Source organism: Aureimonas sp. SK2, assembly GCF_029813115.1.
In the GTDB taxonomy this organism is placed as follows: domain Bacteria; phylum Pseudomonadota; class Alphaproteobacteria; order Rhizobiales; family Rhizobiaceae; genus Aureimonas.
In genome coordinates this window covers 17570-42827 of sequence record NZ_JAPZDS010000022.1, presented here as the reverse complement: position 1 = coordinate 42827, position 25258 = coordinate 17570, and the positions used below count along the sequence as shown (strand labels likewise).

Genomic DNA, 25258 nt, shown 5'->3' with positions numbered 1-25258 from the left:
CAAAAAGACGTCGGAAAGCTCCAACCAGCATAGACCCTTTCTCGCTATCCTAGCCTTGGCGGTTTTTTTCGTCGGCGCAAGCGAGTTCATGCTTTCGGCGATGCTTGGACCGCTAGCTGAAGCATTCCGCACGTCTCCGGCTCGTGCCTCGTGGCTAATCTCCGGCTACGCCTTCACTTACGCTTTGGCGGCTCCTATTCTGGGATATCTTTCAGACCGTATCGACCGTGTTCGTTTCCTACTCTTTGCTCTTCTGGCCTTTGCTATCGATGGAATAGGAATTGCATTTTCGCCGACTATCGAAATTGCAATGGTTCTTAGAGTCTTCGGTGGGCTAGCGTCTGCTGTAATCATTCCAACGGCGTTCGCCCTGGTTTCCGAAATCGTCCCCAGGGAAAGGCAGGCTGGTGCGATGGGCCTCGTCGTGCTTGGAATGACGTTCGGCATTGCGCTGGGTCCAGCCCTCGCAGGCGTGCTCACCGAATGGGCTGGTTGGCGACTGCCTTTTCTCACGAGCGCAAGCGGATGCGTGTTGGCGTTCATTATCGGCTCCAGAACGACCCCCGGTAATTATTCACCCTCATTCGCCAGAACTGCAGTGCATTTTCATTGGATGAAGAAATGGAATGTAATGCGACCGCTGATAGCCAAGGGCGCCTGGAATGGGACAGGCGTGGCCGCTTTCCTATTCTCGGGGGAGATGCTCAAGCAACGCTACAACTTGAACACGGCCGAAATTGGCGTCACGGTTACCGCGTTTGGTTTCGGTTTGGGCATCGGAAATCTTTCTGCAGGCTGGATACGCCGCATGTGCGGCAGAGAAGAGATATCACTCATCGCGATAACTGCATTACTTGCGCTGTCGATCGCAGCCTTCACCACAGTCGCTCTCCCTTTCATCTGGGCCGTAACTTGCCTAGTCCTATGGGGATTTGCACTCGGCGCCGGCGCGCCAAGCAGCACAACGATATTGGCAGAGCGATCTGGGTATAGCAAAGGCATGGTACTTGCTTTTGCTGAAACGCTAAATAACGTGACAATTTTTGCAGTCCTCCCTGCAGCAATACGTTCAATCGATCGCGGCGACAATATTTCCCTCATATTGGCGTTGGGTACGGGGCTTGTTGTTGGAATAATTCTGACGTTGATTGATGGCTTCCTTTCGCGACCGGTCTCTGCCGAGCAATCAAAGCCCCTCGACCTTTCGGGAACGAATTGATTGAACGTCATACGATCGAGAAGACGGCTGGGAACGTGACAAGCGGGCTGCATAACTGCGTGGACGGTTATGGGAGGCATTTCTTCCAAGACCAATCCGATTTGCACGACATAGCGCGATATTACCGCACAAGCGCCTGCAAGGACTTTTCACATTCAGCTTCTATCGCTTTCTATGGTTCTCATGATGATCAGAGGACATAGAATGAACACTCCAAATTTTCGTCGAACGATTCGGCGCCAGCAGCTACGTGAAATGGTCCCTTTGGCTGACAGCACCATTTATGAAATGGAGCAACGTGGCGAGTTTCCATGCCGGTTTGCGCTCTCTCCGCGTTGCGTCGTTTGGGACTTGGCTGAAGTCGAAGCTTGGCTGATGGCAAAGCGGGCGGCACCGATCCGGCGCGCCCAACACCCCGATGTCACCAGGCGTAAAACCCGCCCCGTCAAAGGGCAGGATCAAGCTCCATCAAGGGCATAGCTTGCGGCAAAAGCGTGGGAGCATACTTCCGGCCATCGATCCAGGCATCCACAGTATCCGCCCACTGCTGCATCATATGCCGGCGCTGCACTTCATACTCGGCCTTGTTATAAACGCCGCGCGATGAGCGCCCGTCCTCGTGCGCCAAGCACTTTTCTATCCAATCGCTGTTAAAGCCCAATTCGTTTAGCAGCGTCGACCCGGTGCGCCGCAGATCGTGCACGGTGAACGGCTCCAGCGGCAACCCCTCCTTCTTGGCCTGTGCGACGACAGCGTAGCTGATACGGTTAAAGGTCGCGCGGGACATGGGAGCATCAGCATCGTACCGGGACGGCAAAAGATATCGGGAGTTGCCGGAGCAGGTCTTGAGCGCGATCATGATATCCAACGTCTGTCGGCACAGGTAGACGTTGTGCGGCTTCGACCGCTTCATGCGTTCCTTTGGTATCGTCCAGATAGCGTTGTCGAAATCGATCTCGTCCCACACCGCGTCCTGCAGCTCGCTCTTTCGGACCATGGTCAGGAGGAAGAGCTTCATACCGAGGCGGATCGTTGGCAGCGTCGCGACATGCTCGAGTTGCTTGAACATGATGCGGATCTCGGCGGGCGACAATGCGCGGTCTTTCGGCGTAAAGGTGGCGATTGAAGCCGGACCGACGTCATCGGCCGGATTGACGACCTTCTCGCCGTGCAGAATGGCATAGCTGTAGATCTGCTTCAGGATATCCCGCACATGGATGGCCGTTGCAGGCGCGCCTCGTTCGACGATCTTGCCGCAGTGGGCACGCAGGTCATCAGGCGTGATCCCCGTCAGAAGACGATTGCGCCAGACGGGCATCAGTTCGCGCTCGAAGATGGAGCGACGCATCGCGCGCGTACTGTCGGCCATGGTTGCGTTCGTCAGCCACTTCTCTCCGAACTGACCGAAACTCTTCGCTTCCTTGATCCGGCGCTTCTCCCGCTGCTTCTCAATGGCAGGTGACCGCCCCTCGGCAATTGCGCGCCGTGCGTCGATGCATAGCTCCCGAGCCCTGGCGAGCGATATTCCGTCACGTGCATACCTACCGAGGTAGATGGTCTCTCGCCTGCCGTTCAGCCGATAGTCGAGCCTGAACGAGATGGCACCCGACGGCGCGACGCGCACATACATGCCGTCACGATCGGAGACCTTGTACATTTTGGCTTTTGGCTTCAAACACTTAAGTGCTGCATCGGTCAACATTTCGGGCCTCCTTGCGGAAAAGTACCGTCACGCGGTTTTTGGAGGCTGGCGGCGTCGAAAAGACTTTTTAATTAGCGTCTTAGATCAAAAAAAGTACCGTCATGAGCCTCATTACTCCTGACGGTACTTTCGCTTTTTCCGTTTGATCAATGGGGGCGAGGCCCGTCAGCGAGGCTGCCAAACGCGATCTATGCCCACCGATAGATGTCGATAGGCATAGAAGAAATTTATTTTTATTTTCAGTTGGTTAGATCGTGTTTCGGCGCAAAATCGGCGATGTTCGGATGGGTCTGAATCATTCCCACTCGATCGTGCCGGGAGGCTTCGAGGTGATGTCGTAGACCACGCGGTTGATGCCGCGAACCTCGTTGATGATGCGGGTCGCGGCGTTGCCGAGGAACTCCATATCGTAGGGGTAGAAGTCGGCTGTCATGCCGTCCACCGAGGTGACGGCGCGCAGCGCACAGACGAACTCGTAGGTGCGCCCGTCGCCCATCACGCCGACCGTCTGGACCGGCAGAAGCACTGCGAAGGCCTGCCAGATGGCGTCATAGAGGCCGGCCTTGCGGATCTCGTCGAGATAGATCGCGTCGGCCTGTCGCAGGATGTCGAGCTTCTCGCGCGTCACGCCGCCGGGGCAGCGGATGGCAAGGCCCGGGCCGGGGAACGGGTGGCGGCCGACGAACCGGTCGGGCAGGCCGAGCTCGCGGCCGAGGGCGCGCACCTCGTCCTTGAAGAGCTCGCGCAGCGGCTCCACGAGCTTCATGTTCATGCGCTCTGGCAGACCGCCCACATTGTGGTGCGACTTGATGGTGACCGACGGCCCGCCGGTAAAGGAGACGCTCTCGATTACGTCGGGGTAGAGCGTGCCCTGCGCCAGGAACTCGGCGCCGCCGATTTTAGCGGCTTCCGCCTCGAAGGTCTCGATGAAGAGGCGCCCGATCGTCTTGCGCTTGACCTCCGGGTCTATCTCCCCTTCCAGCGCGTCGAGGAAGAGGTCCTGCGCCTGAACGTGGACGAGCGGAATGTTGTAGTGGTCACGGAACATGCCGACGACCTCCTCCGCCTCGCCCATGCGCATCAGGCCGTGGTCGACGAAGATGCAGGTGAGTTGGTCGCCGATCGCCTCGTGGATCAGGACGGCCGCGACTGAGGAGTCGACGCCGCCCGACAGGCCGCAGATGACCCGGCCACTGCCGACTTTGGCGCGGATCTCCTGCACGGCCTGCTCGCGGAAGGCGGCCATGGTCCAGTCGCCGGGAAGGCCCGCGATGCGGTGGACGAAGTTGGAGATGAGCTTGGCGCCGTCCGGCGTGTGGACGACCTCCGGGTGGAACTGGACGCCATAGAAGCGGCGGGCCTCGTCGGCGATCGCCGCGAAGGGCGCGCCCGGAGACGTCGCGACGATCTCGAAGCCCTTGGGCAAGGCCGTCACCCGGTCGCCATGACTCATCCACACCTGATGGCGCGTGCCCTCGGCCCAGATGCCGTCGAAAAGGGGCGAGCCCTTCTGCACCTCGAGGAAGGCCCGGCCGAACTCCCGGTGGAGACCGCCCTCGATCCTCCCGCCGAGCTGGGCGCACATGGTCTGCTGCCCGTAGCAGATACCCAGCACCGGAACGCCGGCCTCGAAGATCGCCTCGGGCGCCCGCGGGCTGTTCTCCTCCGTCGTGGAGGCGGGCGATCCGGACAGGATCACGGCGCGCGGCTTCAGGCGCCGGAAGCCCTCTTCGGCCGACTGGAACGGCACGATCTCGGAATAGACGCCGGCCTCGCGCACGCGACGCGCGATGAGCTGCGTCACTTGGGAGCCGAAATCGACGATGAGGATATTGTCGGGGTGCTGGGTCATGGCGGACTTCTAATGATGCAGCGCCGAAAAACAAGGGGTGCTCAGGCCGGCTCCTGCAGGAGATCGGCAAGACGATCCAGCGCTTCGGCCAGCCGCCCGTCGAGATGGGGCAGGAGCGCGGTCCAGTCGTCGTAGCGGCGCAGCTCGCTCGCGCCGTCGGAGATGCCGCGCAGGCCGAGGAGCGGGATCTGGAAACGCTGGCAGGCGCGCAGCACCGCGAAGGTCTCCATATCGACCATGTCGGCGTCGATGGCGCGATACGCCTCGCCGCTGACGACGTTGGCGCCGCTCGAAAGGCGCGCGGCGGGAATGCCGGGGATCGGCGTCGGTAGGGGCAGTTCGGCCGGCAGATCCAGAAGCGGCGTCACGCCCTTGGGAAAACCGAGCGCCGAGGCGTCCATGTCGCGCCACGAGACGCTGGAGGCCTGGTAGACCTCGCCCTGTTCCAGCACCGCCGAGCCGGCCGAGCCGAGCGAGACGACGAGATCGGGCAGCCGGTCGCGCGCCACGCAGGCGCTCAGCGCATAGGCCGTGGCGATTCCCGCCTCGATCGGGCCGACGCCCGTCATGACCGGCCGGATGCGGGCGCGCAGCGCGGGACCGTATTCTGGCTCAGCCGCCATGGCGAACAGAACGCGGCGCCCCCCGATCGTCTCGATCTGCGCCTCGGGAATCATCCGTTCAGTCTCCAGATCGCCGCGTTCAGCAGCGTCGCATAGGAGACCCAGATCGCATAGGGGACGAAGCACCAGAAGGCGACCCGGTCGCGCGGGCCGGTGCGGGCGAGAAAGGTGAGGATCGCCGCCAGCATGCCGAGGATCACCACCAGCGCGGGCAGGACCGCGTGGGCCGAGAAGAAGAGCGGCGACCACAGGAAGTTCAGCGCCATCTGCACGACCCAGGCGACCAGCGCCTTGTGGTTGCCGGCGCTGAAGACCCTCCAGCCCGCCACCGCGATCAGCACGTAGAGAACGGTCCAGACGGGGCCGAACACCCAGTCCGGCGGGTTGAACCAGGGCTTCTCGAGCGCGCGGTACCAGTCGTCCGGCGTGTTGCTCGCGCCGATCAGGAGGCCGCCGCCGAGCGAGATGGCGAGGAACAGGGGGAAGCTCAGCCAGCGCGTCATGCGGTGCGCTCCAGAAGTGCGAAGAAGAACCCGTCCGTCCCCGAGCGCAGCGGCGTCAGCGTGAGGACCGCGCCCTCCCCGATCCGCTCGGCATGATAGGCGGGCGGCGCGCCGGGAAGGCGCTCGGCCCAGAGGCCCTGCGCATCGGCGAGGCGCCAGCCGGGCGTGCGCGCCAGAAAGGCCTCGACCCGCCCCGCGTTTTCCTCGCGCAGCACCGAGCAGGTGATATAGGCGAGGCGTGCGCCGGGCTTGGCGAAGCGGGCCGCGGCATCCAGGACCTTGTCCTGTTCGCCCATGCGTTTCGTCAGCTGCGCCTCCGTCAGCCGCCATTTGGCGTCCGGCCGACGGCGCCATGTGCCGGCGCCGGTGCAGGGCGCGTCCACCACCACGAGGTCCATCGTGCCGTAGAGCTTCGACAGGTCGTCGCGCGGGGCATGGACGGTCACCGCCGTCGCGCCCGCGCGCGCCAGCCGTTCCCAGATCGGGGCGAGGCGCTGGCGATCGGCGTCGAAGGCGTGAATCTCGGCCGCGCTGTCGGACGAGGCGGCGAGCGCCAGCGTCTTGCCCCCCGCCCCGGCGCAATAGTCCAGGACGCGCTCGCCCTCGCGCGCGCCGCACAGGAGCGCTGCGATCTGCGAGCCCTCGTCCTGGATCTCGAAGGTCCCCGTCTGGAAGCCGCGTTCCACCTGGACGTTGGGATGCCGCCCCTCCCCCACGATCGGCGGCACCCGCAGGCCGACGGGGGAAAGCGGCGTCGGCGCGGCATCGAACGGGGCGAGCTCGGCCGAAACCTCCTCGCGCGTCGCCTTCAACGTGTTGACGCGCATGTCGAGCGGCGGCCGGGTCGAGAGGGCGCGCGCCTCGGCGACCCAGTCCAGCCCGAGCGAGGCCGCGAGCGGCTCGGCCATCCAGTCCGGCACATCGGCCGCGACGGCAGGCTCGGCGCCCTCGACTCCTGCTTCGCGGAACCGTGCAAGCCGGGCATCGTCCGGCAGCGGGGGCGCGAAGCGGTCGCCGTCCAGCGCGGCGCGCAGGGCCGCCGGCTCCATGCCGGACGAATCGAGAAAGGCGCCGAAGACCAGCGACGCGGTCTCGCGCGTTCCCATGCGGAACTCCAGCGAACGGCGCCGGCGCAGGACGTCGTAGACGAGGTTGCCGATGGCCGACCGGTCGCCCGAGCCCGCGAAGCGATGGGCGAGGCCCCAATCCTTCAGCGCGTCGGCCACCGGGCGCCGGCGCGAGGCCATGTCGTCCAACACCTCGACCGCCGCCGCGATCCGCCCGCCAAGCCGCATGACACCTCGTCTCCGTTTCGAAGCGTTTGGTAGTGCGCCGGCGCATCGATCACAAGCTGCGATCACGACGCGAAAAGGGCCGGGATCGCTCCCGGCCCTTTCCTGTCATCCTGTCGCGACGCCTTACTCGGCCGCCGCCGAATGGCTGGTGGTCAGGCTCGCCTGCTCGTCGTCGCGGCCCTGGGCGGCCAGGGCGCGGCGGATGCCGGCGCCGTAGTCGGCATGGACCTTGTCGAAGTGGCCGAGCTGGCGCTCGACGATGAAGTCCGGCACGCCCTGCATCGCGCCCGCGATGGTCTTGAACAGGCGCTCCTTGTGGGCGTCGTCGAACATCTGGAACAGCGCGCGGGGTTGGCTGTAGTGGTCGGCCTCCGCGCGATACTCGTAACGACCCACCTGGCCGCTATAGCGGTGCGGCGGCTCCTCGACGCTCGGATCCTCCACGGGACCGCCGAACGAGTTGGGCTCGTAATAGGCGTCCGGGTTGGTGCGCAGGCCGAAGGGCATCGAGCCGTCGCGGTTGTAGTGGTTCACCGGCGAGCGCGGCTTGTTCACGGCGAGCGACTCGTAGTGGACGCCGATGCGGTAGCGGTGCGCGTCCGGGTACGAGAACAGGCGGCCCTGCAGCATCTTGTCCGGCGAGAAGCCGATGCCCGGCACCACGTTGGACGGGTTGAAGGCCGACTGCTCGATCTCGGTGAAGTAGTTGTCCGGGTTGCGGTTCAGCTCGAACTCGCCGACCTTAATCAGCGGGTACATGCCGTGGGGCCAGACCTTGGTGAGGTCGAACGCGCTCCACCCGGTCTTCTTCTCGAACTCCTCGGCTTCCATCTCCGGCATGATCTGCACGAAGAAGTCCCACTTCGGGAATTGGCCGGCCTCGATCATGCCGTAGAGCGCCTCCTGGTAGCTCTCGCGGGACTTCGCGATGACCTTCTCGGCCTCTTCGTTCGTGAAGGTCTTGTGACCCTGCTTCGTTTTAAAGTGGAACTTCACCCAGAAGCGCTCGCCCTGGTCGTTCCAGAACGAGAACGTGTGCGAGCCGTATCCGTTCATGCGGGAGGGGTCGACCGGGATGCCGCGGTCCGACATCAGGATCGTCACCTGATGCAGCGACTCGGGGCAGAGCGACCAGAAGTCCCACATGGCGGTCGCCGAGCGCAGGTTGGTGCGCGGGTGGCGCTTCTGCGTGTGGATGAAGTCCGGGAACTTGTAGGGGTCGGCGACGAAGAACACCGGCGTGTTGTTGCCGACGATGTCCCAGTTGCCCTCCTCGGTGTAGAACTTCAGCGAGAAGCCGCGCACGTCGCGCTCGGCATCCGCCGCGCCCTGCTCGCCGGCCACCGTCGAGAAGCGGGCCAGCATCTCGGTCTTCTTGCCGACTTCGGAGAAGACCTTGGCTCGGCTGTAGCGCGTGATGTCCTCGGTGACCGTCAGCGTGCCGTAGGCGCCCCAGCCCTTGGCGTGGACGACGCGCTCGGGAACGCGCTCGCGGTTCTGGTGCGCCAGCTTCTCGATGAGCTGGTAGTCCTCCAAGAGAACCGGCCCGTTGCGGCCGACGGTCTTGGAATTCTGGTTCGACGAAAGCGGCGCGCCGGCCGTCGTCGTGAGCCGCGGTCTGTCGGTCATGGAAACCTCCGTGATCAGGTTGGAAACATTCCAACCGATTCCTTTGATAATTTCCAATCGTATTTACCCGGCTTGTCGATCAGCTTATCTGATCGGCATGTTCACGATGCGACAGTTCCGCTACTTCGAAGCCCTTGTGGAGACGCTGCATTTCGGCCGCGCGGCGAAGCGGCTGAACATCTCGCAGCCCGCACTCTCCGCGCAGATCGCGCAGATGGAGTCGGATTTCGGCGCGGCGCTGTTCGAGCGGCGGCCGACCGGGGTGTCGCTGACGCCGGAGGGGCAGACGGTCGCCCGGCGCGTGCGTCGGATCCTCGCCGAGGTGCGCGACCTCGAGGCCCTCGCCAAGGCGAGCGACGAGCTTCTTGTCGGGCAGCTCAGGCTCGGCATCATCGCCTCGCTCGCGCCCTATCTCCTGCCGGGCCTCCTGTCCGAACTCTCGCACTCCTTTCCCCGCCTTGCGGTCGGCGTGCGCGAGAACGTGACGGCGCAGCTCGCCGACGAGCTGGCGCGCGGCGAGCTCGACTGCGTGGTGCAGGCGCTTCCCGTCGAGCGGAAGGGGGTGGAGACGATCCCGCTCGGGCAGGACCCGTTCCTCCTGGCCGTGCCGGAGCGAAGCGCTGCGCGCATCTCCGTGCCCGTGTCGCCGGACCGGCTGGAGGGCGAGCGGCTGATCCTCCTTGAGGAAGGGCACTGCCTGCGCGACCAAGCGCTCGACGTCTGTCGCATCGCCGAATCGCGCGACCTCGCCACGCTTGGTGCCACCAGCCTCAACACGCTGATGCGCATGGTGGCGGGTGGGCTCGGGGTCACGCTCGTGCCGGCCTGCGCGGTAGCGGCGGAGGGCCGGGCCGGCGGCATCGCCTTCCTCCCCTTCGAGGATCCCGCCCCCTCGCGAACGCTCGTCCTCGTGTTCCGCTCGTCCTCCGGCCGCCGCTCGGACTTCGAGCGGCTGGCCGAGATGATCCGGGCGTGCTTGGCAGACGTTCAACCCCCGAAGCCGGGATAGTTCGGGCTTTCGCGCGTGATCGTGACGTCGTGGGCGTGGCTCTCGCGCAGGCCCGCGTTGGAGATGCGCACGAAGGTCGCCTTCTCGCGGAAGTCCGGGAGCGTCGCCGCGCCCGTGTAGCCCATGGCGGCGCGCAGGCCGCCGGTCAGCTGGTGGAGCACGGCGCCGACGGCGCCCTTGTAGGCGACCTGTCCTTCGATGCCTTCGGGCACCAGCTTCAAGGTGTCGCGCACCTCGGCCTGGAAGTAGCGATCGGCCGAGCCGCGCGCCATTGCGCCGACGGAGCCCATGCCACGATAGGCTTTGAACGAGCGGCCCTGGTGGAGGTAGACCTCGCCGGGGCTTTCCTCGGTGCCGGCGAGCAGCGAGCCGACCATGGCCGCCGAGGCGCCCGCCGCCAGCGCCTTGGCGAGGTCGCCGGAATACTTGATGCCGCCGTCGGCGATGACCGGCACGCCCGCCTTGTCGGCGACGTTGACGGCATCCATGATGGCCGAGAGCTGCGGCACACCGACGCCCGCCACGATGCGCGTGGTGCAGATCGAGCCCGGCCCGATGCCGACCTTGATGCCGTCGGCGCCCGCGTCGATCAGCGCCTGGGCGCCACCCGGCGTCGCGACGTTGCCGGCGATCACCTGCACCTCGTTGGACATCTTCTTCACGCGCGTCACGGCGTCGAGCACGCGCTGCGAATGGCCGTGGGCGGTGTCCACCACGATCAGGTCGATGCCTGCGTCGATCAGGCGCTCGGCCCGCTCGAAGCCGTCGTCGCCGACGCTGGTCGCGGCCGCGGCGAGAAGGCGACCCTGCGCGTCCTTGGCGGCGTTCGGGTTGAGCTGGGACTTCTCGATGTCCTTCACGGTGATGAGGCCGATGCAGTGACCCTCGCCGTCCACCACCAGGAGCTTCTCGATCCTGTGCTTGTGCAGGAGACGCTTGGCCTCGCTCTGCTCGACGGTCTCGCGCACGGTGACGAGCCCCTCGCGCGTCATCAGCTCGAAGATCTTCTGCCGGTCGTCGGAGGCGAAGCGCACGTCGCGGTTGGTCAGGATGCCGACGAGGCGCCCCTTGGTCTGCCCGCCGCGCCCGGCATTCTCGACCACGGGGATGCCGGAGATGCGATGGGCCTGCATCAGGGCGCGCGCGTCGCCGAGCGTGGCGTCCGGGCCGATGGTGACCGGGTTCACGACCATGCCGGATTCGAACTTCTTGACCTGCCGTACCTCTTCGGCCTGCTCGGCGGGCGTCAGATTGCGGTGGATGACGCCGATGCCGCCGGCCTGCGCCATGGCGATGGCGAGGCGCGACTCGGTGACCGTGTCCATCGCGGCCGAAAGGATGGGGATGTTGAGGTTCAGGGTGCGGGTGATGCGCGTGCGCACGTCCACCTGCCCCGGCATGACCTCAGAATGGCCGGGCTGCAGCAGCACATCGTCGAAGGTCAGTGCCAGCGTGCCGGTCGCGGTCTCGATGATGCGTGCCATTGCCAGTCCCTTGAAATGAAAGCAGGCGCCCCGTGGGGAGCGCCGGCGTGTCTAGGATTGGCACGGGCTCGTAGCATGGAGGCCCGCCGAAGGAAAGCCGAAGCGGCTCGGCTCAGCCGTCCGCCAGAAGCTGATAGGTCTCCGGCACGAAGCGAAAGGCGTCGCCGTCCCGCTCGACATAGCCGAGGCCGGGGAACGGCAGGTGGTAGCCGAGGAGCGGCACCTTGGCGTCGGCCAGCATCCCGGCGAAGCGGCGCCGGGTCTCGGCCGCTGCGGTCTTGTCCTGGTCGAAGCGGACCTGCCAGTCCGGCCGCTGGAACGAGACGATGAAATGGCTGAACGTGTCGGCCATCAGGAACAGGCGCTCGCCGGCCGACGACACCTCGAAAGCCATCATGCCCGGCGTGTGGCCGAAGGCGGCGCGAGCGGTCATGCCGGGAACGACCTCGTCTCCGTCGCCGAGCAGCGTGGTCTTGTCCTGGAGGGGCACGACGGTCGCCTCCACCGCCTTGGCGTTTTCGGCACGCGGGCCGTTCTTCGCGTCGTCCGAGGTCCAGAACTCCATCTCTGTCCGGCCGACCGCATAGCGCGCGTTGGAGAAGACGGGCACACCGCCTTCCATCAGGCCGCCGATATGGTCGCCGTGGAGATGGGTCAGCACCACCAGCGTCACGTCGCCGGGCTTGAGCCCCGCCGCCCCCATGCGCTGGGTCAGGAGACCCATGCCGTTGGCGCGGCCGTTGGCGCCCATCCCGGTGTCGACGAGGATCAGCTCCTCGCCAAGGCGGATCACCACCGGCTGGAAGAAGTTGGCGAAGCGCTGGGCCGGCAGGAAGTTCTCCTCCATCAGCGCGCCGACTGTCTCCTGGCTCTGATCCTCGCCGAAGGTCGGGAACGGCCCCTCGCCCGGCCGGATGCCGTCGAGGATCACCGTGACCTCGGCGTCGCCGATCATGAACCGGCGCCAGCCGGGCGCGAGCGGATGGGTATCGCTGGTGGCTTCCATGGTCGAACCTTGTGCGGCGGCCGCGCGCGGCGCCATCGTTCCTGCGACCCCGCCGGCGGCCAGGAGCAGGGCGTTGCGGCGGTTGACTTCAAAGGCGTCGGGCATCGGGGCCACCTCACGTTCGATCTTGGGACGGACGACAAACGTGAACATGGGCCGGAGGTCCTGTTTCACAAGGCCGGGCGGCGCCCGGTTCGCGCTGCGTAAGGTGGACGCTATAGCCTGGCCCGTAAGTCCGGCTTATATCCCGCTGGAAACCCCGTCCTCCTGCCGCTGGTTCCCCCGCCGTGAAGCGCATCGTCCCGCTCGTCCTCGCCGTCGCCCTCTTCATGGAGAACATCGACTCCACGGTGATCGCGACCTCGCTGGCGACCATCGCGCGGGACATCGGAACGAGCCCCATCGCCCTCAAGCTGGCGCTCACGAGCTATTATGTCGCGCTCGCCGTCTTCATTCCGATCTCCGGCCGTATGGCCGATCGGTTCGGCGCCAAGCCGGTGTTCCAGATGGCGATCGCCGTGTTCCTGGCGGGCTCGCTGGCCTGCGGCTTCGCTACCTCGCTCGAAGGCTTCGTGATCGCCCGCTTCGTGCAAGGCATGGGCGGCGCGATGATGACACCGGTCGGCCGGCTCCTTCTGGTGCGCGCCGTGCCGCGCTCCGACCTCGTCAGCGCCATGGCCTGGTTCACCATGCCGGCCCTTGTCGGGCCGCTGATCGGGCCGCCGCTCGGCGGCGCCATCGCCACCTATGCCGACTGGCGCTGGATCTTCTTCATCAACATTCCCGTCGGCATCGTCGGCATGGGCCTCGCGCAACGCTACCTGCCCGAGGTCGAGCCGATCCGCGACGTCCATTTCGATTGGACGGGCTTCATGCTCTCGGGCCTTGCCTGCGCCGGCGTCGTGTTCGGCCTGTCCGTGGTCTCGCTGCCCGCGCTGCCGCCCGTCGTCGGCGTTGCGACGACACTGGTCGGCGCCGTCTTCGCACTCCTCTACATCCGGCATTCGCGCTGCACGGAGCAGCCGGTCGTGCGGCTCGACCTCCTGCGCATCGCGACCTTGCGCGCCTCCGTCGTCGGCGGCTCCCTGTTCCGCATCGGTGCGGGCGCGACGCCCTTCCTGTTCCCGCTGATGCTGCAGCTCGGCTTCGGCTACTCGGCCTTCCAGTCGGGCCTCATCAGCGCCGTGTCGATCGGCGGCGCGATGACCACGAAGGCGCTGATCAAGCCGATCCTGAAACGCTACGGCTTCCGCCCGACGCTGGTGGTCTCGGCGCTGATCGGCGGCGCGCTGATCGCGGCCATCGCCTTCTACCGGCCGGCCGTCCCGATCGCCGTCCTGATCGCGCTGATGCTGGTCGGCGGCTTCTTCCGATCGATGTTCTTCACCGGCACCAACACGATCGCCTTCGCCGACGTGCCGCACAACCGCTCGGGCGACGCGACCTCCATGCTGGCGGCCTTCCAGCAGATCGCGATCGCAGGCGGCGTGGCGACGGCCGGCGGCATCCTCGAGGCCGGCATCGTCCTCAACGGGACAGGCCATGCGACGTTGGCCGACTTCTCTGTGGCCTTCCTCGCCGTCGGCCTCGTCACCATGCTCGCCGCCATTCCCTTCATGCGCCTGTCGCGCGAGGCGGGGGCGGAGCTGGCCGGCCGGCGCTTGCCGGCCGAGTGAGCGCTCAGCCGAGCGGGCCGGCCTCCTCGTCGGCCTCGCGGTCGTCGGTCTCCGCCTCGGCGCGGCGGCCCTTGAAGCCCTTGGCGAGAAGGTAGAGCTCGACCGACCCTTCGCGCGAAGCCGGCGGCTTCACGTGGTGAACCGTGCGGAAGTTCTTCTTCAGCATGGCCAGGAGCTCGCCTTCCGTCCCGCCCTGGAAGGTCTTGGTCAGGAAGTGGCCGCCGGGCTTCAGGGTGCGAATGGCGAAGTCGGCCGCCACCTCGCACAGGTGCATGGTGCGCAGATGGTCCGTCCTGCGGTGGCCGGTCGTGGGCGCCGCCATGTCGGACATCACGATGTCGGGGTCGCCGCCCAGCGCCTCGATCAGGCGATCGGGGGCGCTTTCGTCGAGAAAGTCGAGTTCCAGGATCGTCGCCCCGGGGATCGGATCGACGGGCAGGTAGTCGATGCCGACGACATGCGCCTCTGCGGCCGAGTTCGCCGTGCGCTCCACCGCGATCTGGCACCAGCCGCCCGGCGCCGCGCCGAGGTCGACGATGCGCATGCCCTTCTGCAGAAGCTTGTAGCGATCGTCGATCTCGGTGAGCTTGTAGGCCGCGCGCGAGCGGTAGCCGTCGAGCTTGGACCGCCGGACATAGGGGTCGTTCAACTGGCGCTGCAGCCACTCGCGCGACGACGCCTTCAGGCCGCGCTTCTTCTTGACCCGGACCGCGAGGCCCCGGTCGTCGCCCCGTCCCGAACTCGCCATCAGACCGTCTGCCTTGCACTCGTCGGTGCCGGACGTCGCCAGACGCCGTCGGCCACCATCATTTCCGTAAGCAGCCCCTCGCGCAGGCCGCGATCGGCGACGCGCAGGGTCTTGGCTGGCCAGACGCGGCGGATCGCCTCCAGAATGGCGCAGCCGGCCAGCACCAGGTCCGCCCGCTCCGAGCCGATGCAGGGATTGGCGACGCGTTCCTCGAAGCTCCACCCGGCGATCCGGCCGACAAGGCGGTCGATGTCGGGCGCGGCGAGCCACAGCCCGTCAACCTGGCGCCGGTCGTAGCGCTCGAGCTCCAGCTGGACGCCGGCCAGCGTCGTCACCGTGCCGGACGTGCCGAGGAGATGGAACCCCTCGCCCCCGACGAGGTCGGCGAGCTTGTTCGCGCCGGGGAAGCGGGCGATCATTTCCTCCACCTCGCGGATCATCCGCTCGAACACTTCGGGCGGCACGTCGCGCCCGCCATGGCGCTCGGCCAGCGTCACGACGCCGACGGGAAGCGAGGTCCAGGCGACGATGTGGTTGGACAGGCGCCGGCTCGCCCCGCGGCGCAGGTCGAGAAGCGCGATCTCCGTGGAGCCGCCGCCGATATCGAAGAGCACCGCGCCCTTGGCCGAGCGGTCCACCAGCGAGCCGCAGCCCGACACGGCGAGCCGGGCCTCCGTCTCGCGCGTGACGATCTCGAGCGAGAGGCCCGTGTCACGCTGGACGCGTTCGATGAACTCCGCCCCGTTGGCGGCCGAGCGGCAGGCTTCGGTGGCGATCAGACGTGCGCCCGAGATCTCGCGCGCCGACAACTTCTGGCTGCAGATTTCCAGTGCCGCCACGGCGCGGTCCATCGCGCCGGCAGCCAAGCTTCCGGTGCGCCCGAGCCCTTCGCCGAGCCGCACGATGCGCGAAAAGGCGTCGATCACCCGGAACTGGCCGGGGCGCGTCGGCACGGCGATCAGCAGGCGGCAATTGTTGGTGCCGAGGTCCAGCGCTGCATAGGTCGGCTGGCGGCCAGGCTCGCCTGCCTGACGCAAGGGGGCGGGACGCGCGGCGGACGGCGCGGCCACGGCCGGCGTATGCACGGCCGGCGCAGCGGTGCCGGAAGCACCCGCACGGCCGCGCCCGCGGCCGCGACGCCGCCGCCTGCCCTTGGCGGCGGGCGGCACCGCTTCCGAGCCCGAGCGCGCACGAAGCGCGCGTTCGGCTTCGCTCACTTTGGCACTCAGGCCCGGCGGCAGGTCGCTCAGCACCTTGGCCACGGGGTCGGCATGGCCGACGGACGGTCCCTTGCGCCGACGGCGGCGCTGCCGCTTGGACAGCTTGCCCGCCGGCACGCCCGTTTCGGCAGCGGCGCGCTGGTCGCCGCGCTTGGGCTGGACGCTTTCGCCGGGCTTGGGCGTCTCGTCCGCCGGGGTCCTGCCGAGAACGGCCGCTAGATCACTCCCTAGATGCCTGACTGTTGCTCGGCCTTGTTGTTCATGGATCACATTTCTTCTCCGGAGCCGGCCGCGAAGGCGCTCCATGACCCTTGAGAGGTCAATGACGTTGCCCAGAGTGTAGCCGACCGGCCACAATGCACAAGCCGCCACCCCAAGCTTCCACGAAATCCGCGGGGATCGACATGCTTTCGCCCCAAAGCCCCAAGGCGTCACTCAAGTTTCGCAAAGGCGGTTGACGCGTGCGCGCGAATCCCTTATCTCGCCGCTCACGGAACGAGGCCTGGAAGGCTTCGCTCCTCCTCGCGAGAGCGGGACCCCTGCTGGGGGATAGTTTAAGGGTAGAACAGCGGACTCTGACTCCGTTAGTCTTGGTTCGAATCCAGGTCCCCCAGCCATTTCTTTTTTCCAGGCCTTGCCTTCAGTCTCTCTTGAGCGAGTGCCGCGTGCCGTTCTGGTTTACGAGCCTTTCGGGGTCAGCCGGTGAGCTTGGCTTTGGAAAGGCGACTGCCCGACATTGAATACGGCCCGCCTTTCAAATCTCAACGCGCTTCAAGAGCTTTGAGACTTGCCCCCGGGCGATAACGTCCAAGAGGCAACGGGAGTTTGCACGTTTCCGAGGAGGGCTCTCACAGAAGAACCTAGCCCACGGTCGGCTCCAGGATATGAAGGCTGGCGAAGCGGGCTTCCACACACTGCTTTGCACCGAGCTGATCGACCGTGGAACCGCCTTGTCCTCGGTTCGGGCCGTCGCATCGAAACTTCACGCGCCGGGCCGACCCTCGTGAGTTCGCCTCGTGCCACTGGAGCACGAGCGTCCGGGTCTCGTACCTTTCGGATCCGCTCACGTCGGAAACCCGCCCTCGCCGCGGGCTCGAACGAGCGCTGCCAAATATGCCGGCCTAATCGCAATGATCTGCTTCGAGGCCAAGCGTCGACAGTGCATCGTACCGCAGTCCGACGACTACGATGTCGCTTGTCGCGACACGTCGTGTCGCCAGAGATGACGGGAACGGCAAGATGTCGACATTCAGGCCCAAGTACGTGACGTTCGATTGCTATGGAACGCTCACAAATTTCGACATGGCGGGCGCTGCAAGGCGCGTTTACGGCGAGCGGCTCTCGCCGGAGGTCATGAGCCAGTTCATCAAGGACTTCTCTGCCTATCGGCTGGACGAGGTCCTGGGAGCATGGAAACCCTACATCGACGTCGTCTTCAATGCGGTCGAGCGGACCTGTCGGCGCAACGGCGTGCCGTTTCGGCCGGAAGACGCGCAACGCATCTATGACGAAGTGCCGACCTGGGGACCACATGCGGACGTGCCGGAGGGCCTCGCCAAGGTCGCAAGGGAAATCCCCCTGGTGATCCTGTCGAACTCGATGAACAGCCTCATCATGTCGAACGTCGAGAAACTCGGCGCGCCATTCCATATGGTGATCACGGCCGAGGAAGCGGGAACCTACAAGCCGCTGATGCGCGGTTTCGAGTACATGCTCGACAAACTGGGCTGCGGGCCGGAAGACATCACGCACGTGTCCTCGTCGTTCCGCTACGACCTGATGACGGCCTACGACATGGGCATCAAGAGCAAGGTCTGGGTCAACCGCGGCCACGAGCCGGCAAACCCCTATTACGAGTACACCGAGATCAAGAACATCGGCGGCTTGGCCGGCGCCTTGGGCCTCGAGCCGATGCGCAAGATCGCATGACAGGCAGGCTATAACGCCGGTCTTGAGGCAGGGGCAAGGGAACTGCCCCTGCCGCACTCGTCGCGAGCGACTGGAGAAGGTTTGTCTGGCTGCGAAGCGGCCACCGGAAGTCGTGTCCTGATGACGGTCGACCTGGGAGCGATCCGCGTCCGGCAATCGACGACATCGGTCGGCCGAAGCCGCGGATGCGGCTGTCTGAATTGTGGCGGGGAACTCCCTCCTTCGATAGGGTCGGCTATTTCTATGTCCTGGGCGGCCGGCAAGCGGGCGCTTCACCTGAGGCGAACCAATCCAGATGCAGCCATCGATCCAAGTGCAGTCCTTCGAATTGACGGCCTTAGACATGCGTGATGTCGATGTGGGCCTGCTGAATACCCTGACACTGGCCGTCGGTTGGCCCCACCGTCGGGAAGACCTCGAGTTCCTGATTCGCGCCGGTCGCGGCATCGTGGCCGTCGACGGGATCGGCCGCGTGTTCGGCAGCGCGATGTGGTTTGAGCAAGGCGACGCTCTCGTGACCGTCGGTCTGGTCGTGACGACGCCGCGCACACAGGCCAAAGGTACGGCGCGCTGGTTGATGAAGCAGGTGTTCGAGCAATGCGGCGGAAAGCGGCTGGTCCTGAACTCGACGCGCGCGGCCTTCCGTCTCTACTCCTCGCTGGATTTCGAAACCGAGGCACGGGTCTTCCAGTATCAGGGCATAGTGGATGCGTGCCCCCCTCCCCTTCCTCCCGTCGAGGGGGAAGTCACCCACCTCACGAACCCGCCCCTCGATCGGCTGGCGTCCCTCGATGTCCGAGCCTTCGGCGCAGACCGCCGCGAGATGCTGGCTCTCCTGGCGGAAAAGGCAGAGATCAACGGTCTCGAACGGGACGGTGAGTTGATCGGCTACGCGATCTGCCGGGAGTTCGGCCAGGGGCACGTCATCGGCCCGATCGTTGCCAGAAGCGACGGGGATGCCGTGCATCTGGCCGCATCCCACCTGAGGGGTCTGGTAGGTCGTTTCGCCCGGATCGATACACGCGAGCCGAAGGGCGTATTCGTCGACCTTCTCCTGCAAAGCGGTTTCAAGCACTACGACACGATGACCACGATGTCCCGTGGCGGACGGTTCCTGAACCACCAGCCGGGTGAACCATGGGTTTACGGCCTGGCGGGTCATGCCTTGTCCTGATTCGCCGCAGGCTGAAGCAGCTTCGATTCCAGATCGGCCCAGTGCTCCATGAAGGCGGCCTGCGCCGTCTTGTGGTGCCGGCTGCGGAGGCTGTCGATGAGTCGCTCGTGCTCCTCCGCCATCTGCGCCGGATCGGTGTAGAAGGACTGGCGCTGAGTCAGGAGGAGTTCGATTTCGCTTTCCAGTACATGATAGCTCGCACGGAGCCGAGGACTTCCGCTGGCTTCGACGAGCGCACGGTGGAAGTCGCGATCCGCAGCAACGAGCAGGGAGCGCTCCTCGCCGTCCTGGGCCTCGCGCATGAAGCGCACCGCTTCGACGGCTTTGGGCGGAATGGCGCCGATCAGCACGATCATGCGCACCGCCTCGCTCTCCAGAACGCCTCGCAAGCGCGTGATGTCGACGATGTCGTCCGGTCCGAAGCTGGGGACGCAAAAGCCTCGGTTCGGGATCTGACGCAGCAGACCCTGCGACACCAGAAGTCGCGCCGCGGCCCGGAACGTGTGCCGGGACGTCCCGGCTTCTTCCGCCATTCTCACATCGCGGAGAAATTCGCCCGGCCGGAAGTCGCCGTTCAGAATACGACGACGAAGCCCGGCCGCGACCGTATCGATCGCCGATGCTGCGCTTTGCTCTTCCAGGATCTCCGCCAGCACTCGCCTGCCTCGCTCGTCGTCCATACCAGCCCTTCTGCGGGGCGCATCAGGCCAAGCTTGCGAAGGTCGCCTCGACCCCCTCGAGGAGCCGTTCGGCGTCCTCTCGCCCGAAGACGAGCGGGGGGCGGATCTTGAGGATATGCGCGTCCGCACCGGTCGCGGAGATCAGGATGCGCCGTTCGCGCAGCCTGTTCACGGCGGCAAGCGCCGTATCCATGTCGGGCTCCTTGGTGGCGCGGTCCTTGACCACTTCGACACCGAAATAAAGACCGCTGCCACGCACGTCGCCGATCGCCTCGTAGCGGGTCGCGATATCTCGCAGACCGTCGAGGATCATGGATCCGACCGAAACGGCGTTGGCCATCAGATTTTCGTCGCGGATCGTATCCAGTGTCGCACGGGCGGCCGCGATCGCGACCGTGTTGCCACCGAACGTGTTGAAGTACCGCATGCTCTCTCCGAAGCTCGCGACGACCTCCGAGCGCACGACGAGACCGGCCACCGGGTAGCCGTTCCCCATCGGCTTGCCCATGGTAACGATATCGGGATCCACCCCATGTCGTGCATGGCCCCAGAGATGGCTACCGGTACGCCCGAAGCCCGACTGGACCTCGTCCGCGATGAACAGGCCGCCAGCCTTTCGCACCACATCGGCGACCGGCGCGAGAACGTCCAGAGGATCGACATACAGACCATCGGACGAAAACACGGAGTCCGCGATGAAAGCCGCGAGTCCGTCACCGTGGCGCTCGAGATTGTTGATCTGCGCCGCGACTTCGGCCGCCATGCGCGGACCGATCTCGGCCAGCGGCACACGGTAGGAATCGGGCGCCGACACGAGACGCGTGAACGGGTCGAGCGTCGACTTGCGGCCGAGCGAAGGAGAGATGCCGGCCACCGCGCCCGAATTGCCGTGATAGGCTTCGGCCGTGACGATGACGCCGGTGCGCCCCGTATGATGACGCGCGATCCTCAGGGCGAGGTCGTTCGCCTCCGAGCCGGTGCAGGTAAACATGGCGCAGCCGGTTGCACCGAGCACGCCGTCGAAGGTGGAGAGCAGCGTCTCGGCATAGTCGAGCAAGCCGTCCTGCATGTAGCGCGTATGCGTGCAGAGCGTCTCGACCTGACGCTGGATCGCCGCCACCACGCGCGGATGGGAATGCCCCAGCGAGACGACGTTGTTGTACGCGTCCAGGTAGGCGTTTCCGTCCCGGTCATAGAGATGGACGCCCTTCGCGCGGGATATCTCCACCGGCTGCTGGTAGAACAATCGGTAGGCGGGCCCGAGAAGGCGGCGCCTCCTATCGATGTGGGCGAGCGCTTCGGCATCCAACCGAGAAACGTCGTTCGGATTGAACCCGTTCGGCATGTCGCCGCGAAAGCCCTTGGGAACGGCACTCATCGGTCAGCTTCCTCTGTAGGAGGGTCGAAACGCCAGCAGCAGGTCGCCGATCTGCTGCGGGGAAAGGGAATGAAACCAGGCGAGATGTCTCCAGCCTGCCTGCGTGTTGCGCAGGATGTAGGGAGCGTTGTCCGGGAACAGGCTGGCGCGCCATGAGGTCAAAAGCGCGCGCGTCGCCTGCCGTCCGAGGGCCAGGAACGGGATGAGCGCAAGCTCGTCCTCGGTCAGGTCCGCATGCCTGAGATAGCCCGAGACAACATCTCGCGGAGCCTCGAAGGGATCGATTCCGTCACCGGCCGCCAGGCCTTTCGGCATCTGGTTCATCAACGTCGTCGAGACATCGATCGCGATCGCCGTCTTCACCGCGTCGCCGAAGTCGATCACGCCGCTGACGATGTCGGGATCCGCAGAATCGACGACGAGGTTGGACGTGTTCATGTCGTTGTGAAGAACCTGACGCCGGCAGCGCTCCAGCTTCGGGCGGATGTCGTCGAAGAGCGACAGAGCGCGCGCGACGTAGCCACGATGCGTCGCGTCCGTCACGTAGGGCAGTAGCTCGGCGAGGCTTCCCAGGTTCTGAACGTCCCAGGCGACGAAGCGGGTGTCCGCAGGATGGCCGAAATCGGCGAGGGCAAGGCGAAGCCGCGCCGACAGCGCCCCGATCCGATGCCTCTGCTCGCGCGAAGACGAGGCCGAATCGAGAGGCGTGCCGGGGAGGAACGACATCAGACGGACGCGTCGCCGCTCGCCACTTCGGGTCTCGATCTCGGGAATTGCCGCTCCTCTCCTATCCGGAAACGCGCGGGGGACAGGCAGATCGGGAGCGACGGTCTCGAGATGCCGCAGGATCGCGACCTGAAGATCGAGTTCCCGGTAGGCTTCGGACGGATGGGCGATTTTCAAGACATACTGACCGCCGTCGGCCGCGTCCAAACGGAACGTGTCGTCCTTCTCCGTCGCGAACCGTGTCGATTGCGCCTGAATGCCGTACAGTTCAAGCGCGTGGGCGCAGGCCTCCATCGTGGATACCCGTGCGCATGGCGATGACAGGTCGCTGAGTGCCTGGATCTTCGAAAGCATTGCGGTTCCCGTTGGCGACGGCCCAGTCAGCTCATACGGAGCGGCAACTCCGCCGCAACCGATTCCCTACGATTATTGTGCAACAATATTTTCCGCTTGTCGATGAACGCTGCGGATATCTGATTCGCCACCGCGTGATCCGACACGGTTTGGTTGCTGTTCACCCCATCTGAAAGGAGAGGAAGTGCGCAGCGGTAGAGCAAGAGCGTCAAATGCCAAGCCGGCGATCCCAAAATTGTGCAACAATTTCTGGATCCACTGACATGCGGATGCGTCAGCAAGTCCGGGCGTCTTGGACCCGGAAATCCCGGCAAAATGCGACCGCGCACGTAATTCGTGCGGCGCGAGGACACGGTGGTGACATCCTCCACGGCCGGCCGGCAAACTGGGCAGAGCCGCGACGAGGCGTCGGTCGCGACATGCGAAGCGAAAGGACCGGAGGCGGACGCCGAGCCCGATCTCGTTGCAACAAGCGGGCACGGCTGTCCGAAAACCGGTCCAACGACCGGCGAAGCGCAAACGATGGCGGGCGAAATTAGCAGGCAAATCCAGGCCGATGCAGAGGCCGGCGCAGGCGCCGGCGCCCTCGATCAAACGCGCAGCGCGTTCGCACCCGTGTCGATATGGGGAGCCCAGAAGGCGATCGACTCGGCGATCTGGGAGATCACCTGCCGGTCGTTCGGCTCGCGCTCCTTGAAGGATAGCTCCAGGCAGATCTCGTTGTCCGTTGCCCCGCCCTCGGCCAGCGCGGTGAGCAGCGGCTCCGGCTGGATGCGGCCCTTGGCGTTGAACTCGGCGGTGAAGGGGCGGTGCCCGCCCTTGTCCATCAGGCTCTGCTTGATGTGGATGATCGGCGAGACCTTCGGCACCGCGCGCGCCCAGGCATAGGGGTCGAAGTCGTCGGGGTCGGCGCTCGTCACGTCGCCGTGGTCGATGTCGGCCATCATCCACATCGGCACGGCCATATTCGCGCGGGTCAGCCGGTCCTGCAGCTTCAGGCATTCGGCGATGGTCTCGCCGAACTCGCGGCCGATGCTCATCGGTTCCCAGAAGACGTATCGGAGGCCCGCCGCCTGCGCGTGTTCGGCGACCTCCGCCCAGCAGTCCACCGCGATGCGGATCAGTTCCTCGCGCCGCGCCGGATCGTCGAAGTCGCGATAGGTGAAGATCGCGAACTGCGTGCCGATCGACGTGCCGCCGAGATCGGCCACGATGTCGGCGAAGGTCTTGAACCAGTCGACATAGTAGCGGCGCACGTCGCGGTCGGGATGGCCGAAATGGTTCAGCCGGCCGTAGGGGCCGGTCATGCCGCTCGTGACACGCACACCCGTGCGCCGGAGGGCGGCTTCCATCTGCCGGGTCAGGCGACGGATGACCGGCGCAGGCCAGGACGGATTGATGAACTCGTGTGTGAGCTGAAGGTCGCGAATCCTCAGATCCCGCGCGACCGTGTCGATCAGGTCGTCCGGGTCGGCGAAGCGGTTCACGAGTGGGTTGGTGTTCAGAGAGAGCGTCAGGGGCATCGGATCGTCCTTCAGGCGGCGCGGCGGAGCTCGGCGCTCTCGAACCACTCGGCGAACTCGGCGCGCTCGGCCGGGGTCATGTGGAGGCCCTCCTTGGTGCGGCGCCAGAGGATGTCCTGCGGCCGCTCGGCCCATTCGTGGGCGACGAGGTAGCGCACCTCCGCCTCGAACAGGCGCCTCCCGAAGCGCCGGCCGAGCCCTTCCAGCGAGGTCGCCGAGCCGATGATCGCCTGCATCCGTGTGCCGTATAGGCGGCCGAACCGATGGATCATCTCGCGACCCATCCAGGGATAGCGGCTGCGCATGTCCTCGCAGAACTGGATGAAGTCGGCGTCCTGGATGTCGCCGCCGGGCAGGGTCGCGTCGCCCGTCCAGGCCTTTCCCATCGCGGGAAAGAACTTTCCGATCTTCTCGATCGCGTGCTCGGCGAGTTCGCGGAAGGTGGTGATCTTGCCGCCGTAGATGTTGAGCATGGGCGCGCCGCCGTCCTCGTCGAGATCGAACGAGTAGTCTCGCGTGACCGCCGAAGGGTTGCCCTTGCCGTCGTCGAAGAGCGGACGCACGCCGGAGAAGGTCTCCAGCACGTCTTCGCGCCGCAGCTTCTCCTTGAAGTAGCGGTTCACCGCGGCCAAGAGGTAGGCGATCTCGCTCTCGTCGGCGGTCACGTCCTCGGCCCGGCCCTCGTAGGCGATGTCGGTGGTGCCGATCAGCGCCTTGTCGCCCTCGTAGGGGTTGATGAAGATCACGCGCTTGTCGGTGTTCTGGACGAGATAGGCGTGCTCGCCGCGCCAGAACTTCGGCACGATGATATGGCTGCCCTTCACGAGGCGCACGTTGCGCCGCGAGTTGCGGCCCGCCACGCGCCCGACCATGTCGTTGACCCACGGGCCGGCCGCGTTGACGATGCAGCGCGCATGGAGGCGACGTGTCCCACCAGTCGCCTCGTCGCGCAGCTCGACGGCCCAGACATCGCCCTCGCGCCGCGCGCTGGTGCAGGCGGTGCGCGTCAGCACCTCGGCGCCGCGCTCGGCGGCATCCACGGCGTTCAGCGTCACGAGGCGGGCGTCGTCCACCCAGCAGTCGGAATATTCGAAGCCCTTGTGGTACTTGTCGAGGATCGGCGCCCCTTCCGGGTCTCGCAGGAGGTCCAGCGTGCGGGTGCCGGGCAGCTTCTTGCGCCCGCCAAGATGGTCGTAGAGGAAGAGCCCGAGGCGCACGAGCCAGGCCGGCCGGTCTTCCGGCGAATGGGGCAGCACGAAGCGCATCGGCCAGATGATGTGGCTGGCGGAGCGGAGCAGCACCTCGCGTTCGATCAGCGCCTCGCGCACCAGACGGAACTCGTAGTATTCGAGATAGCGAAGGCCGCCGTGGACGAGCTTGCCGGAGCGCGACGAGGTGCCCTCGGCCAAATCGTCCTTCTCGCACAACACGACCGAGAGGCCGCGGCCCGCCGCGTCGCGCGCGATGCCGACGCCGTTGATGCCGCCGCCGACCACCAGCACGTCGACAGTCTTCGTCTCGCTCATCG

The 25258-nt window shown here is 65.8% G+C and carries 21 protein-coding genes and 1 tRNA gene; 7 read left to right on the top strand and 15 right to left on the bottom strand.

Annotated elements, in window-relative coordinates:
- Positions 1 to 1219: MFS transporter (locus O5O54_RS20160; protein ID WP_279483645.1), on the top strand; the 1219-nt coding region annotated here is incomplete at its 5' end.
- Between the two features lie 204 nt (positions 1220 to 1423).
- Complete coding sequence (locus O5O54_RS20155; RefSeq protein WP_279483644.1) at positions 1424 to 1699, top strand: AlpA family transcriptional regulator; 276 nt, start codon at positions 1424 to 1426, stop codon at positions 1697 to 1699.
- Here O5O54_RS20155 and O5O54_RS20150 read toward each other — a convergent pair.
- From O5O54_RS20150 to O5O54_RS20125, 6 genes are all read right to left on the bottom strand, one after another.
- Complete coding sequence (locus tag O5O54_RS20150) at positions 1665 to 2921, bottom strand: site-specific integrase (RefSeq protein WP_279483643.1); 1257 nt, start codon at positions 2919 to 2921, stop codon at positions 1665 to 1667. The genes O5O54_RS20155 and O5O54_RS20150 overlap by 35 nt on opposite strands.
- Positions 2922 to 3216: 295 nt before the next feature.
- A complete protein-coding gene (gene guaA / locus O5O54_RS20145; protein WP_279483642.1) occupies positions 3217 to 4773 on the bottom strand; it encodes a glutamine-hydrolyzing GMP synthase in 1557 nt (518 codons plus the stop codon).
- Between the two features lie 41 nt (positions 4774 to 4814).
- Positions 4815 to 5450, bottom strand: coding sequence for a 5'-methylthioadenosine/S-adenosylhomocysteine nucleosidase (locus O5O54_RS20140; protein WP_279483641.1), 636 nt, complete (start codon positions 5448 to 5450; stop codon positions 4815 to 4817).
- Positions 5447 to 5899, bottom strand: a complete 453-nt coding sequence (locus tag O5O54_RS20135; protein ID WP_279483640.1) for a tryptophan-rich sensory protein — start codon at positions 5897 to 5899, stop codon at positions 5447 to 5449. The genes O5O54_RS20140 and O5O54_RS20135 overlap by 4 nt, the downstream gene beginning before the upstream one ends.
- Positions 5896 to 7194 carry an RsmB/NOP family class I SAM-dependent RNA methyltransferase gene (locus tag O5O54_RS20130; protein WP_279483639.1) on the bottom strand — a complete coding sequence of 433 codons (1299 nt, stop codon included), beginning with the start codon at positions 7192 to 7194 and terminating at the stop codon, positions 5896 to 5898. The genes O5O54_RS20135 and O5O54_RS20130 overlap by 4 nt, the downstream gene beginning before the upstream one ends.
- Before the next feature lie 123 nt (positions 7195 to 7317).
- Positions 7318 to 8823 carry a catalase gene (locus tag O5O54_RS20125; RefSeq protein ID WP_279483638.1) on the bottom strand — a complete coding sequence of 502 codons (1506 nt, stop codon included), beginning with the start codon at positions 8821 to 8823 and terminating at the stop codon, positions 7318 to 7320.
- Between the two features lie 97 nt (positions 8824 to 8920).
- Between O5O54_RS20125 and O5O54_RS20120 the strand changes: the two genes are divergently transcribed.
- Positions 8921 to 9832, top strand: coding sequence for a LysR substrate-binding domain-containing protein (locus tag O5O54_RS20120; RefSeq protein WP_279483637.1), 912 nt, complete (start codon positions 8921 to 8923; stop codon positions 9830 to 9832).
- On the opposite strand, the gene guaB is transcribed toward O5O54_RS20120, so the two are convergent.
- Positions 9811 to 11316, bottom strand: coding sequence for an IMP dehydrogenase (guaB, locus tag O5O54_RS20115; RefSeq protein ID WP_279483636.1), 1506 nt, complete (start codon positions 11314 to 11316; stop codon positions 9811 to 9813). The genes O5O54_RS20120 and guaB overlap by 22 nt on opposite strands.
- 112 nt (positions 11317 to 11428) lie before the next feature.
- Positions 11429 to 12475 carry an MBL fold metallo-hydrolase gene (locus O5O54_RS20110; RefSeq protein WP_279483635.1) on the bottom strand — a complete coding sequence of 349 codons (1047 nt, stop codon included), beginning with the start codon at positions 12473 to 12475 and terminating at the stop codon, positions 11429 to 11431.
- A gap of 134 nt (positions 12476 to 12609) precedes the next feature.
- Here O5O54_RS20110 and O5O54_RS20105 point away from each other — a divergent pair, with 134 nt between their 5' ends.
- Entirely contained in the window at positions 12610 to 13998 is a 1389-nt protein-coding gene (locus O5O54_RS20105; RefSeq protein ID WP_279483634.1) for an MFS transporter, read from the top strand.
- A gap of 4 nt (positions 13999 to 14002) precedes the next feature.
- Here O5O54_RS20105 and O5O54_RS20100 read toward each other — a convergent pair whose 3' ends face one another.
- Together O5O54_RS20100 and O5O54_RS20095 are read right to left on the bottom strand one after the other, a co-directional pair.
- Positions 14003 to 14746: an RlmE family RNA methyltransferase gene (locus O5O54_RS20100; RefSeq protein ID WP_279483633.1), complete on the bottom strand. Its 744-nt coding sequence runs from the start codon at positions 14744 to 14746 to the stop codon at positions 14003 to 14005.
- Positions 14746 to 16272: a Ppx/GppA phosphatase family protein gene (locus O5O54_RS20095; RefSeq protein WP_407061740.1), complete on the bottom strand. Its 1527-nt coding sequence runs from the start codon at positions 16270 to 16272 to the stop codon at positions 14746 to 14748. The genes O5O54_RS20100 and O5O54_RS20095 overlap by 1 nt, the downstream gene beginning before the upstream one ends.
- A 237-nt stretch (positions 16273 to 16509) precedes the next feature.
- Here O5O54_RS20095 and O5O54_RS20090 point away from each other — a divergent pair.
- From O5O54_RS20090 to O5O54_RS20080, 3 genes are all read left to right on the top strand, one after another.
- A tRNA-Gln gene (locus tag O5O54_RS20090) sits at positions 16510 to 16583 on the top strand.
- Between the two features lie 622 nt (positions 16584 to 17205).
- Entirely contained in the window at positions 17206 to 17895 is a 690-nt protein-coding gene (locus O5O54_RS20085) for a haloacid dehalogenase type II (protein ID WP_279483653.1), read from the top strand.
- A 295-nt stretch (positions 17896 to 18190) separates the two neighbouring features.
- Complete coding sequence (locus O5O54_RS20080) at positions 18191 to 19069, top strand: GNAT family N-acetyltransferase (protein ID WP_279483631.1); 879 nt, start codon at positions 18191 to 18193, stop codon at positions 19067 to 19069.
- Here O5O54_RS20080 and O5O54_RS20075 read toward each other — a convergent pair.
- The 5 genes from O5O54_RS20075 to O5O54_RS20055 form a co-directional block, all read right to left on the bottom strand.
- Entirely contained in the window at positions 19054 to 19749 is a 696-nt protein-coding gene (locus tag O5O54_RS20075) for a GntR family transcriptional regulator (RefSeq protein ID WP_279483630.1), read from the bottom strand. The genes O5O54_RS20080 and O5O54_RS20075 overlap by 16 nt on opposite strands.
- A gap of 22 nt (positions 19750 to 19771) precedes the next feature.
- Positions 19772 to 21127: an aspartate aminotransferase family protein gene (locus O5O54_RS20070; RefSeq protein ID WP_407061739.1), complete on the bottom strand. Its 1356-nt coding sequence runs from the start codon at positions 21125 to 21127 to the stop codon at positions 19772 to 19774.
- Between the two features lie 3 nt (positions 21128 to 21130).
- The gene (locus O5O54_RS20065; RefSeq protein WP_347814899.1) at positions 21131 to 22207 is read right to left on the bottom strand and encodes a phosphotransferase; all 1077 of its coding nucleotides are present in this window, start codon (positions 22205 to 22207) and stop codon (positions 21131 to 21133) included.
- A 590-nt stretch (positions 22208 to 22797) separates the two neighbouring features.
- Positions 22798 to 23730 carry a sugar phosphate isomerase/epimerase gene (locus O5O54_RS20060; protein WP_279483629.1) on the bottom strand — a complete coding sequence of 311 codons (933 nt, stop codon included), beginning with the start codon at positions 23728 to 23730 and terminating at the stop codon, positions 22798 to 22800.
- 11 nt (positions 23731 to 23741) lie between these two features.
- Complete coding sequence (locus O5O54_RS20055; RefSeq protein ID WP_279483628.1) at positions 23742 to 25256, bottom strand: glycerol-3-phosphate dehydrogenase; 1515 nt, start codon at positions 25254 to 25256, stop codon at positions 23742 to 23744.
- Positions 25257 to 25258 lie beyond the last annotated feature (2 nt).

Coding starts and splice junctions, on each gene's coding strand:
- O5O54_RS20150 (WP_279483643.1), bottom strand. CDS start 2,921: ATGTTGACCGATGCAGCACTTAAGTGTTTGAAGCCAAAAGCCAAAATG.
- O5O54_RS20120 (WP_279483637.1), top strand. CDS start 8,921: ATGTTCACGATGCGACAGTTCCGCTACTTCGAAGCCCTTGTGGAGACG.
- O5O54_RS20100 (WP_279483633.1), bottom strand. CDS start 14,746: ATGGCGAGTTCGGGACGGGGCGACGACCGGGGCCTCGCGGTCCGGGTC.
- O5O54_RS20055 (WP_279483628.1), bottom strand. CDS start 25,256: ATGAGCGAGACGAAGACTGTCGACGTGCTGGTGGTCGGCGGCGGCATC.
- O5O54_RS20155 (WP_279483644.1), top strand. CDS start 1,424: ATGAACACTCCAAATTTTCGTCGAACGATTCGGCGCCAGCAGCTACGT.
- O5O54_RS20070 (WP_407061739.1), bottom strand. CDS start 21,127: ATGAGTGCCGTTCCCAAGGGCTTTCGCGGCGACATGCCGAACGGGTTC.
- O5O54_RS20095 (WP_407061740.1), bottom strand. CDS start 16,272: ATGGAGCGCCTTCGCGGCCGGCTCCGGAGAAGAAATGTGATCCATGAA.
- guaA (WP_279483642.1), bottom strand. CDS start 4,773: ATGACCCAGCACCCCGACAATATCCTCATCGTCGATTTCGGCTCCCAA.
- O5O54_RS20065 (WP_347814899.1), bottom strand. CDS start 22,207: ATGCTTTCGAAGATCCAGGCACTCAGCGACCTGTCATCGCCATGCGCA.
- guaB (WP_279483636.1), bottom strand. CDS start 11,316: ATGGCACGCATCATCGAGACCGCGACCGGCACGCTGGCACTGACCTTC.
- O5O54_RS20085 (WP_279483653.1), top strand. CDS start 17,206: ATGTCGACATTCAGGCCCAAGTACGTGACGTTCGATTGCTATGGAACG.
- O5O54_RS20135 (WP_279483640.1), bottom strand. CDS start 5,899: ATGACGCGCTGGCTGAGCTTCCCCCTGTTCCTCGCCATCTCGCTCGGC.
- O5O54_RS20080 (WP_279483631.1), top strand. CDS start 18,191: ATGCAGCCATCGATCCAAGTGCAGTCCTTCGAATTGACGGCCTTAGAC.
- O5O54_RS20125 (WP_279483638.1), bottom strand. CDS start 8,823: ATGACCGACAGACCGCGGCTCACGACGACGGCCGGCGCGCCGCTTTCG.
- O5O54_RS20075 (WP_279483630.1), bottom strand. CDS start 19,749: ATGGACGACGAGCGAGGCAGGCGAGTGCTGGCGGAGATCCTGGAAGAG.
- O5O54_RS20110 (WP_279483635.1), bottom strand. CDS start 12,475: ATGTTCACGTTTGTCGTCCGTCCCAAGATCGAACGTGAGGTGGCCCCG.
- O5O54_RS20140 (WP_279483641.1), bottom strand. CDS start 5,450: ATGATTCCCGAGGCGCAGATCGAGACGATCGGGGGGCGCCGCGTTCTG.
- O5O54_RS20130 (WP_279483639.1), bottom strand. CDS start 7,194: ATGCGGCTTGGCGGGCGGATCGCGGCGGCGGTCGAGGTGTTGGACGAC.
- O5O54_RS20060 (WP_279483629.1), bottom strand. CDS start 23,730: ATGCCCCTGACGCTCTCTCTGAACACCAACCCACTCGTGAACCGCTTC.